An 11,430-nucleotide genomic window follows, 5' to 3' on the forward strand; every position below is an offset into this window, starting at 1 on the left:
AACCACGCGACCAGGGTAAGCACTAGGGTTCCCGTTGGTTGTTAGTCTTCTTCCAGGGGACCGCCGTATATCGCGTTAATTTCGTTCTCAAAGCGCTTTAGCACTACCGAACGTTTGACCTTGAGTGAGGGGGTCATAGTTCCGTTTTCTAAAGTAAAATCAGTGGTTAGCACCCGAATCTTACGAATAGATTCCGCGCGGGAAACCTTTTGATTGGTGCGTGCTACCGCCCGCTCAAGCGCCTTTAATACTGCCGGGTGGCGGGCAGCGTCTGAAATATCCATAGGAGGAAGGTTGTGGTTGCGCAACCACCCGGGTAGCATCTCGGCATCCAAGGTTACTAGGGCGGCGATAAACGGACGACGATCCCCAACTACCACCACATTCGATATGAGGGGGTGTCCGCGCAGGCCGTCCTCCAGAATTTCTGGAGAAACATTCTTGCCACCAGCGGTAACAATAATTTCTTTCATGCGACCGGTGATGTGGACGAAACCATCGGAATCAATCCAGCCCTTATCTTCGGTGCGTAGCCAACCGTCCTCAGTATAAAGCTCAGCAGTTTCTTCCTTTAGATTAAGGTAGCCAGGAGACATGGGATCTCCCTTGAACTGCACTTCACCCTGTGTAGATACGCGGACTGCAATCCCGGGTACTGGCTGCCCCACCGAACCGATTTTCGCGCGGTCAGGTGCGTTCACGGTGGCCGGTCCTAAGGTTTCAGTCAAACCGTAGCCTTCGCAAACCGTGACTCCAATGCCGCGGAAGAAATGCCCAAGACGCACTGAGAGGGGACCGCCTCCAGAAATAATATATTTGGCGTTTCCGCCCAAAAGACTGGTCAACCGAGATAACACCAGTTGGTAAAATACTTGCCGACGTACTTTTAAGGCTCGCGATGGCCCTTCAGGAGTGTCTAGGGCTTTGGAGTAGTCAATCGCAGATTTGGCCGCCAGGCGGAATAAACGCAATTTTATCCCGGTTCCTGCCGAGGCGTCAGCGGCATTATAGATTTTTTCCAGGACGCGGGGAACGGCCAGCAGATAGGAAGGCCTGAACGAAGCCAAATCTGCCAGCAGGTTCTTGGTGTCCGGCACTAGTCCTACCACTCCGGGTCCGAGTAAGGCTCCCCAGGAAACTAAACGAGCTAGTGCGTGGGCTACCGGTAAAAATAATAGGCAGCGGGTAGTTTTTTGCATCCCAATCTCTGCCAAATAATCCAGAAGATTAGGTAGCAAGGCCGTGGCGTTACGCTGGGTGATAATAGTGCCTTTGGGGCGACCGGTGGTTCCGGAAGTGTAAATAATGGTGGCAATAGTGTCGCCGGTGATTTGGGCGTTGTAGGAGTCAATGACTGCCGGTGCAATCTGGCGTCCCGCCTCAATAATGGTCAGTAGATCCCCGGCAGCCAGGGAAAATATCCGGCATTTACGATCTGCCCGTGCGGCTACTGCCTGCATTAGTTCCTGAGAGGATTGATTAGAAGCTATCGCGTAGCGAATATCAGAATCTTGCAGAATCCATTCGATTTGGGCGGCGGAATCGGTTTCGTAGATCGGAACGGTGACAATTCCGATTGCCAGCGCAGCCATATCGATCAGCGTCCACTCATAAGAGGTGGGACCGTGCAAAGCGAGGCGGTCGCCGGGTTTTAAGCCGATACCGAGCAGGCCCCGCGAAACCGAACTGATTTCATCCCAAAATTCCCCGGCAGAAACTTTGCGCCACTGTTCCCCGAGCATTGTTTTTTGCTCAATAACCGTTTGCGTGGGATCTTGAGTGACGCGGCGGCGAAACAGGGACACAATATTGTCATGTTTAGAGCGGATCTTGGTCGCCGGCATCGAGAACTCTTTCAAGGTACCCGGAGTTTTTCCGGCCACCGCAATGGTTCCTGGCGGAAAAGTAATGCCGTCGTCTGCGTTTGCTTCTTGTTTATCTTTGAACCAGTTAGTCACGCTTTTAGCCTACCTTACAGTTATTTGCGCGGTTTCTTTGGCGGAGGGGTGCCTAACACTGCATCCTGAGTCATAACCTGCGCCTCGGCCTCTTTATTAACCTCGACTGTTACTATTCCAGTTAGTGAAGCAGCCGCATCTAAATCCGCACGCACTGCCGGCAGGTTCTCTGCGGACCAATCATCGGAGTAAACAATAGTTACCTGCTCGAACGGGGTGCGCTGTCCGACTTTCGCTTCGGACTTTACCTTGCGTAGGACGCTCAGCGTGTCGCCCGCCAGTTTCAGCAGATCTGCGTCCCCCGCTGCCGTCTGCAAAGCGGAGGTAACCTGTGGCCAAGGAGCAGTGTGAACACTGCCAGTGCGGTACCAGGACCAAACTTCCTCTGCCGCGTAGGGCAGGAAGGGGGCTAGCATCCGGGTCACGTTATCAACCACGAGGGCAAGGGCGGTGCGTGCCGAATCCTGCACGTCCTTGTCCCAATTCCCGGCGAAGTTGTGGGCGCGATCCTTAACCAGCTCCAGGTAGTTGTCACAAAAATCCCAGAAGAAAGACTCGGTTTGCTCTAATGCCCGCGTGTGATCATAGTTTTCAAACGCGTTAGTAGCGGCGATAATAACTTCATTCAGGCGGGCGATTACCGCTTTATCTAAGGGAGTAGTTACCTTTGCGGGATCTAGACACAGGCCCGCGTCCTCGGTCATCGACAAAGCAAACTTGGAGGCATTGAGCAGTTTCATTGCTAGCCGCCGCCCGATCTTCATTTGGGCTTCTTCAAAAGCAGTGTCGGTACCCAGGCGAGCCGCAGCCGCCCAATAGCGCACTGAATCTGAGCCGTGTTTTTCTAGCAGCCCCATAGGGGTAACCACATTGCCTTTGGATTTAGACATTTTTTTGCGATCCGGATCTAAAATCCAGCCGGAAATCGCGGCGTTCTCAAAGGGGAGAGCGCCGAACTCAAGATGCGCACGTACCACGGTAGAAAACAGCCAGGTGCGGATAATATCTTGGCCTTGCGGACGCACGTCCATGGGGTAAACCCGCTTAAAGAGATCCTCATCTCGCAGCCAGCCGCCCGCAATTTGGGGGGTGAGCGAAGAGGTCGCCCAAGTGTCTAAAATATCGACTTCGGCAGCAAAACCGCCGGGTTCACCGCGTTGCTCCTCCGTAAAACCTTGAGGAACATCGCTGGTGGGATCAATCGGCAAGGTTTCTTCGGCGGGCATAATTACCTGGTCGTAATCGACTTCGCCGTTCTGGTCAATGTGATACCAAAGCGGAATCGGCACCCCAAAGAAGCGCTGGCGGGAAACCAACCAGTCATTATGGAGGCCATGCACCCAGTTGGAGTAGCGCACCTTCATGAAGTCCGGGTGGAACTTTAGTTCTTCCCCACGCGCTAGCAGCTCACTATTGAGGTTGTCGCGGTGTCCGCTCAGCGTGTAGTCGCTGCCGCCATTGCGGATATACCATTGCCGCGACATTACGATTTCTAGGGGCCGGTCACCTTTTTCAAAGAAGTTGGTTTGCCGCATGGTTTTTTGGGGTTCTCCCTGCAGCTCCCCGCTTTCTTTGAGGGCTTCCACTACGATTTGCCGCGCCGAAAACGTGGTTTTACCGCGGATAGCATCCATAAGTTCTTTACCTGCCGGATCGGTGATCCAATCGGTAGCTTCGTGAGTGATCCGTCCATCTTTAGCCAAAATGACCCGGGTGGGTAGCTCTAGGTCACGCCACCATTCCACGTCGGTAACATCACCGAAAGTACAGCACATGGCGATGCCGGCGCCCTTATCCATTTCCGCTGCCGGGTGCGCGAGTACCGGAACTTCAACGTTAAATCCGGGGCTGGTTACGGTTTTACCAAATAGATGCTGGTAGCGTTGGTCGTCAGGGTGCGCCACCAGGCAGCAGCAGGCTGCTAGTAGTTCGGGACGGGTGGTTTCAATGATCACGTCCTGCCCATCCGGAAGGTGGAAAGCGAGCGCGTGATAAAAACCAGGATAGTCACGCGCCTCTAGTTCAGCTTGCGCCACCGCGGTTTGGAAAGTTACATCCCATAGACCCGGTGCTGCCGATTGATAGGCTTCGCCGCGTTTTAAGTTCCGCAAAAAAGCGGTTTGCGCAACTTTTTGGGAATCCTTAGAAATGGTTTGGTACTGATGTTTCCAATCCACGCTTAGCCCCAGGCGCCGCCAGAGTGCCTCAAAAGACTTCTCGTCCTCTTTGGTCAGCTCTTCACACAGCTCAATAAAGTTCTTACGGGAAATCGGCACCTGATCGCGAGCCTTAACCGACTTGGAATCTCCGTGATGAGGCGGCACAAAATCTGGGTCGTAGGGCAGCGTAGGATCGCAGCGGACTCCGTAATAGTTTTGGGCACGCCGCTCAGTAGGCAGCCCATTATCGTCCCAGCCCATAGGATAGAACACCGCTTTACCCTGCATCCGCTGATACCGAGCCAGACAATCGGTGTGGGTATAGGAAAACACGTGTCCTACGTGCAAAGAACCAGAGGCCGTGGGCGGGGGAGTATCAATCGAGAACACCTGCTCGCGTTCCGCCTCGCGGTCAAAAGCATAGACCTGTTGTTCTTCCCAGGTCTGACCCCAGCGTTCTTCGAGGCCGTCTACGCTTACTCGCTGTGGAACCTGAGGTGCGGGTAGGTGTAGATCTGCTAAATCCCGGTGATCGTGGGGATTACTCATCGGCCATCTCCTATTTTATTCTTTTCCCTGTCTACCGCCTGTTCTTCTATATCGCAGGACAGTAACTGGCGTTTATATACCCTACTAAACTACTCGGTTTCGCAGACCAACCCCAAAATCTAGCCCTATGCCCTCGAGGAGCCAAAAGCATTGAAAACGCAGCTGTTTTAAGAAAAGCCCGCCACCCGGAATCTTCAATCAAGACTAAAACCGGGTGGCAGGCTCTTCTGCGAACGCCTCAATAAGAAGCTGCTAACTATTTTGCGTTTCCCCTCCGTTTTCGCGGGCAATCTGCAAGTTATAGGGGGTGTCCCAATAAACTTCCTACTTAAAGGGATTACGCCCGGTGGAGCGCACCTTATAAAGGTGATACCCGAACACCACCACATTGGCCACTAGCGCTGCTGCCGAAAGCAAAAACATAGCAGTGGGGTTGTGAGCGCTGCGGTGGGCGAATATGGAATCTTGCATAAAGTGCGGGAAAGTTAGCACTATCGCTGACCAGAAGGTCAAGGTGTAGGCCCGGTATTGAATCCAGGCACCTTTCCCGAAGGCCAGGAAGGCCGGGATAGTACAGGAGGCTAATAGGGCTACCCCCGAATACCAGGCGCGGTCAGCTAGGCAGTTGTAAACGTAGGCAACATTCCACAGATCGTAGGCAATAATCCAACCAATAGTCAGATCGCCCCAAATAATCTGTTTGTTTTTGCCTTTGGACACGTAAATACCCATCCAGCCTGAAATCATCAGGAAGTTTAGGATTCCGGCAATGCCATTCATGATATTCCAGGGGCCACCCCAGGTCACCATCCCTTGGGAGGGATCCACCCCGTGGATGCCGTAACACTGGAAATCGCGAATCACGGCCTCGATAATGTTTATCGCCAAGATAAACGGGGGAATACATAGATACCAGCGTTTATCACGCAGCTTCGGGAGATATTGTAGAGCCACCAGCGATAACGACCCGATTAGCGCGGAGTATTGTTTCACTATCGGGAACCAGCCATCAGAGTTAGTGCCGGCGCGCGAATAGGGCCACCAAAAAATAGTGAGCGCCACCGGGATCACGATGAATACTGCAATCGCGACCCATTTGTAGCGGATTGCTAGCCAAGCCAATACCGCGAGTCCCGCGATGACTACCACTAGCATCAAATAGTCATACCACTGGCCTAACTCAAAAAAGAACAGAGTGGGATAGTCCGGTTTCATCAGTTACTGCGCCGCCTTCTTTCCCCAGCCAGGAAGATAGGTTTTTTCTTTCTTTTGGCGAATCTGTTCCTCCCAGGAAAACTCGGGTTGTTCCCAATCGGTGAAATAGTCACTATCGATCTCCTGTGCCCAGGGGGAATCGGAGGAAGTAGGAGGCCAGGCCGGGTTATCGGTGACCGGAGGACGTACCTCGTTTACGGCCGGATCTTGACGACCGTAGCGCAGCCACTGGTTGTGGGTGTCTTCGTAGAGTTCGGTGCCGTCCCAGCGTCCCGCGGGAGTGTCGTATCCGGAGAGCTTGCCTCCAAGGACTGCCCGTTTAATCCGACCTTGCCATTGCGGTTTCTTCCGGAATTCCGCTACCCGCTTCACGTAGAGGTTCTGCAGGTGCGCCATGCATCCGCCGATCAGTTCAATGTTTATCCAGTTGATGGCGGCCGCAAATTTGGTATCGGGTTCAAAACCGATACGCCAATGGTTGATTAAGCGGCAGCGTTCTCCTTTGAGGGGAATCAGGTAAAAACACCAGGCGGCCGCGTAGTGTTTCATTCCTGGGTAGCGGAATGCGAAGGATCCGGGAGCGCGCGGTGGGTGCTTGGTGTCAACCCATTGGGAAAGGTACTTCCCTGGCACCACATCCGCCCACTCCATTGACATCCCGGTAAAGTCGAATCCGGCGATATCTCCGGGTTTCAAAGCGTCTTCGCCTTGCCACTGTTCTTGAATTTCGTAAGAGTTGAAGAAAGGTAACCGCGCAAAAGTGCGTTCCAAGAATTCAGAAGAATAAGAACCCGCCTTATCGCAACCCAACTGCTTTAAATGCCGATAAACCGCATAGGCGGGAGCATCAATGTTGATGGCATAGGTAGAGGAACGACCATTGGAATAGCAACGGTCGATTAAATCATCTGAAGGATAGTGCCACTCGTTTTCCTCTTTGGTGGCTTTACCCGAAAACTGACTGAAGCCCAGCATTCCGCCGAGGGCAGCGCTGCCCCCGAAAGCGCCGAGGCGCAATACTTTTCCAATTCGACTGTGGTTAGCAGACATTGATCTTCTCCGTAGGTTATTTTTTTTAAAACAGGCAACATCGTTGTCATCCGTGCGTTAACATATAATACACTAGTGTATTAAGAATAATGACCTCTTTTGAAAAGAAAATCATTAGAGTCATACTCGCAGATAGTAGGCAAATTAAAAGATAATATCTAAGCTCAAAACGACCGGGCAGCGTCGCTCGGTTTAAAAGGAACAATTATGGGATTTTTATGGGAAGTCGGCCCAATCTGGGTCTACCTTTTCTGGATTCTAATTTTCGCTCTCCAAATGTTAGTGGCAGAAATGCATCGCCGCTGGACTTGGACTGCTTTCGCCCTCTGGACAGTAGGTGGGGTGCTAGCGATTCCCTACGTCATCATTCACGGGGTTCCCATGGTGGGATGGTTCCCCTTCGGCAAATTCATCATCATGCTAGCCACCGCCACTATGACCGCCTTCCTGCTGCACTGGGGCAAACGTAACCCCCTAAAAGCTCGCCGCTATGCTATGTGGTTTGGCGTTGCCCTCTGGATCGGTCTGGCAGTAAACATTATGGAAGCCAATATTCGCGACCTAACCATCTACTTTGAAGCCGACAGCTACCGCGCCTGTGCCACCAACTTTCAATGCCTGATGGATATTGATTCCTCGCGCTCGATCTCGATGATTGAGGGGCTACCCGAAACCCGCGGAATCACCGCTGCCAGCGGCTCAGTCGCCTGGTATCAAGCAGCAGCTGATGCTTTTAAAGCCAGTGGAGTAGGCATCGACCCGGCCACCGGGTTCCGCACCATCGGCGGATACTGGAATCTGCTGTCCGCTGCTGCCGGGGTGCTAAATATTATTACCATCACCGGTCTGGGCAAAATCTTTATTTCTTCCGCAAAGAAAGGGAAAGTACAAGGCCTGATTTGGGCAGATATGGCCTGGCCGTGGATTATTGCCTATGACCTGTGGAACCATTCCTTCCTATATAACTCACTCGCGGACTACACCTGGTACTGCACCTTGGCATTGCTGCTCGCGTGTACGGTTCCCGCTTTTACTTGGGCGAAAGGGCAATGGATCTGGTTCCGCTGTTTCACCTTGATGTTCTGGATAGCAGCTAACAATATCCTCCCGGAACTACTGGTGCGACCCTCAATAATGACCAACTACGCCACGATGAACCCGATGGCGAATATCGTTTGTGCTTGGCTGGCACTGATATCAAACGTGGCGCTGTTTATCTATTGGCTGTACAAGATGACCAAACATCACCGCAATCCCTGGACGAACTGTCTCTTCTTCGAGCTGGGAGCCTTTAGGAAAGTAGTAAAGCTCTACGCAGACGATAAAGACAAGTACTTCTTGACCGACTTTATTCCCGAGACTCCCACGCAGCTAGGTTTCGAACCCAAATCTACGACCCCGCCGGTAGACGGATATGTGGGATGGGTGCCCTGGTGGAAAAAAGACAAACGCTATCCAAAACCGCGCACTCCACTGTCTGCCGACCCCAAGCTGGTGGAAAAAGGGATCAAATCTGATCCCCGCTGGGACGTTACCAAGTCAAAGGAAGCGTAACCGTCTGCAGAAATGCAAAATAGAACGTTTGTTCGTAGGATAGGAATGTGGATGAAAAACTAGTAGTTAAAGGGGCAAGAGAACACAACCTGCGCAACGTGGGCATTGAGATTCCCCGCGACAAGATGGTGGTGTTCACCGGGCTTTCTGGCTCCGGGAAGTCCTCGCTGGCTTTCGACACGATTTTTGCCGAGGGGCAACGCCGCTATGTTGAATCGCTGTCCTCCTATGCGCGCCAGTTTCTCGGGCGCCTGGACAAACCGGATGTGGATTTTATTGCCGGGCTGTCTCCGGCGGTTTCTATAGATCAAAAATCTACCTCCCGAAACCCCCGTTCTACCGTGGGAACTATCACCGAGGTCTACGACTATTTACGTTTGCTGTATGCGCGTGCCGGGCAGGCCTACTGCCCGATTTGCGGTGAAAAGATCCAGGCTCAGACCGCCCAGCAAATCGTGGATCGCCTGCTAACCCTGCCTGAAAAGACCCGATTCCAGATTTTGGCTCCGGTGGTGCGCGGGCGCAAAGGCGAATACACCGAACTTTTTGCGGACCTGGTTACCCAGGGATTCTCAGCGGCAGTGGTGGACGGGGAAACTGTGCGCCTTACCCAGCCCCCCAAGCTGGAACGCAAAATCAAACACGATATTAATGTGCGCGTCGATCGCCTAGTTATGAAAGAGGGGGTACGTACCCGGCTCTCCGACTCGATTGAGACCGCCCTTAAACTTGCAGACGGCCTGGTAGTGGTCGATTTTGTGGACCGAGATGAATCGGATCCCGAACGTTCCCGCCGTTTTTCTGAAAACCGTGCCTGTCCCAATGATCACCCGCTACAACTCGAGGAAATCGAGCCGCGTACTTTTTCCTTCAATGCCCCCTATGGGGCTTGCCCAGATTGCTCCGGCCTCGGCTCCCATCTGGAAGTAGACCCCGAATTGGTGGTTCCCAACCCGGAACTCTCTATCTCTGAGGGGGCGATTCGCCCTTGGTCGACAAAAAATAAATACCTAATGCATATGGTTGCGGGCCTGGGGGAGGAACTGGGATTCGACCTAGATACTCCCTTCCGCAAGCTCTCGGCCTCCCAAAAGAAAGCCCTTTTAAGAGGGCGCGATTACCGGGTGAAAGTAAAGTTCCGGAATCGCTGGGGGCGGATGCGCACCTATTCTTCCGGATTCGAGGGCGCGATTCCTTGGATCATGCGCAAACGGGAGGAAACCGAATCCGAGGTAATGAGGGCGCGTTACGAGGGCTATATGCGGCAAGTTCCCTGTTCCACCTGCCACGGCGACCGCCTAAAACCAGAAGTACTTGCGGTAAAAATCGGGGAACTAAATATCGCGGAGCTAACTAAACTTTCGATTTCCGCCAGTGGCAAATACTTGGCGGAAGTAGCACTGACCGGCCCGGCGAAAAAGATCGCCGAACCTATTTTGAAAGAAGTGCAGGTGCGGCTGCAGTTCCTACAAGACGTAGGCTTGGGATATTTAACCCTAGCGCGGGGAGCTGCCACTTTATCTGGGGGTGAAGCCCAACGGATTCGCCTGGCCACCCAAATAGGATCCGGGCTAGTCGGGGTACTTTATGTACTCGATGAGCCCTCGATCGGGTTACATCAGCGCGACAATCACAAATTAATTGAAACTCTAAAGAAGCTGCGCGATTTAGGGAACACTTTGCTGGTGGTCGAACATGACGAAGACACCATTCGTGCCAGCGACTGGATAGTCGATATCGGTCCGGCCGCCGGGGAAAACGGGGGAGAAGTCCTCTATTCGGGTCCGGTACCGGGGATAGCTGATTGTGAGCGCTCCCTTACTGGACAGTATTTGTCGGGTAAAAAGCAGATTGCAGTCCCTAAAAAACGACGCAAGATTGAGAAAGATCGGCAGCTAAAAATTATTGGGGCGCGAGAAAACAATCTAAAGAATCTAAATGTTTCGATTCCTTTAGGTAAGTTAGTGCTGGTCACCGGAGTTTCAGGTTCGGGAAAATCTACTCTAATCAACCAGGTGATGTACCAGGCTTTAGCGGCAAAGCTACAGCGAAAAAGAGTGGTTCCCGGGCGCCATAAAGCTATCGAGGGACTGGAACATCTGGACAAGGTAGTACACGTAGATCAAAGCCCGATTGGACGCAATCCTCGCTCTAACCCGGCAACCTATACCGGGGTGTGGGATGCAGTCCGTGCTCTCTTTGCCCAAACTCAAGAGGCACAGCTCCGAGGCTACGGGCCGGGGCGTTTTTCCTTCAATGTTAAAGGTGGGCGCTGCGAGGCTTGTAAGGGAGATGGCACCCTCAAAATCGAGATGAACTTCCTGCCGGATGTTTATGTGCCCTGCGAGGTTTGCGGAGGCGCGCGCTATAACCAGGAAACCCTACAGGTCAAATATCGGGGTAAATCGGTAGCCGATGTGCTTGATATGCCGATCAGTGAAGCGGCAGAGTTTTTCGCTCCCATCGGTAAAATCTCGCGTCATCTGAACACCTTGGTAGAAGTGGGTCTCGGTTATCTGCGGCTAGGGCAAAGTGCTACCACTCTTTCCGGGGGAGAAGCCCAGCGAGTGAAACTGGCTAGCGAGCTGCAGCGTCGCTCCAATGGACGCACCATTTATGTGCTAGATGAACCCACCACCGGGCTACATCTGGAAGATATCCGCAAATTAATGCTGGTTTTGCAGTCGCTAGTCGACAAAGGTAACTCGGTAATCGTGATCGAGCATAATCTGGATGTAATCAAGTGCGCCGACTGGGTGATTGATTTAGGTCCCGAGGGCGGCGACGGCGGCGGAACCCTGGTCGCGCAGGGAACCCCCGAGCAAGTGGCCAAAGTGAAAGCCTCCTACACCGGGCAGTATCTGCATAAGATTCTGAAGTGACCTCAGCTTAGATAACTATGCAAGCAAGCCCGCACCACGAGGATAAGCCGTTTTTGGCTTTTG

The 11,430-nt window shown here is 52.8% G+C and carries 6 protein-coding genes; 2 read left to right on the top strand and 4 right to left on the bottom strand.

The genetic code is table 11. The annotated features are described in order from the left end of the window. Positions 1 to 41: 41 nt before the first annotated feature. The 4 genes from KO216_RS04745 to KO216_RS04760 form a co-directional block, all read right to left on the bottom strand. Positions 42 to 1,958, bottom strand: a complete 1,917-nt coding sequence (locus tag KO216_RS04745; protein WP_251451861.1) for an AMP-dependent synthetase/ligase — start codon at positions 1,956 to 1,958, stop codon at positions 42 to 44. A 20-nt stretch (positions 1,959 to 1,978) separates the two neighbouring features. Beyond that, positions 1,979 to 4,666: a valine--tRNA ligase gene (gene valS, locus KO216_RS04750; protein WP_215523141.1), complete on the bottom strand. Its 2,688-nt coding sequence runs from the start codon at positions 4,664 to 4,666 to the stop codon at positions 1,979 to 1,981. A gap of 324 nt (positions 4,667 to 4,990) precedes the next feature. Further along, positions 4,991 to 5,881, bottom strand: coding sequence for a DUF5692 family protein (locus KO216_RS04755; RefSeq protein ID WP_251451864.1), 891 nt, complete (start codon positions 5,879 to 5,881; stop codon positions 4,991 to 4,993). 3 nt (positions 5,882 to 5,884) lie between these two features. Next, positions 5,885 to 6,931, bottom strand: coding sequence for a hypothetical protein (locus KO216_RS04760; protein ID WP_215523142.1), 1,047 nt, complete (start codon positions 6,929 to 6,931; stop codon positions 5,885 to 5,887). Positions 6,932 to 7,138: 207 nt separating this feature from the next. Here KO216_RS04760 and KO216_RS04765 point away from each other — a divergent pair, with 207 nt between their 5' ends. Beyond that, positions 7,139 to 8,485, top strand: coding sequence for a DUF5692 family protein (locus KO216_RS04765; RefSeq protein ID WP_215523143.1), 1,347 nt, complete (start codon positions 7,139 to 7,141; stop codon positions 8,483 to 8,485). 47 nt (positions 8,486 to 8,532) lie between these two features. Further along, complete coding sequence (uvrA, locus tag KO216_RS04770) at positions 8,533 to 11,367, top strand: excinuclease ABC subunit UvrA (protein WP_215523144.1); 2,835 nt, start codon at positions 8,533 to 8,535, stop codon at positions 11,365 to 11,367. Positions 11,368 to 11,430: the final 63 nt, after the last annotated feature.

The sequence above is a fragment of the Varibaculum prostatecancerukia genome (assembly GCF_943169825.2).
Lineage (GTDB): Bacteria > Actinomycetota > Actinomycetes > Actinomycetales > Actinomycetaceae > Varibaculum > Varibaculum prostatecancerukia.

Coding starts and splice junctions, on each gene's coding strand:
- KO216_RS04755 (WP_251451864.1), bottom strand. CDS start 5,881: ATGAAACCGGACTATCCCACTCTGTTCTTTTTTGAGTTAGGCCAGTGG.
- valS (WP_215523141.1), bottom strand. CDS start 4,666: ATGAGTAATCCCCACGATCACCGGGATTTAGCAGATCTACACCTACCC.
- KO216_RS04765 (WP_215523143.1), top strand. CDS start 7,139: ATGGGATTTTTATGGGAAGTCGGCCCAATCTGGGTCTACCTTTTCTGG.
- KO216_RS04760 (WP_215523142.1), bottom strand. CDS start 6,931: ATGTCTGCTAACCACAGTCGAATTGGAAAAGTATTGCGCCTCGGCGCT.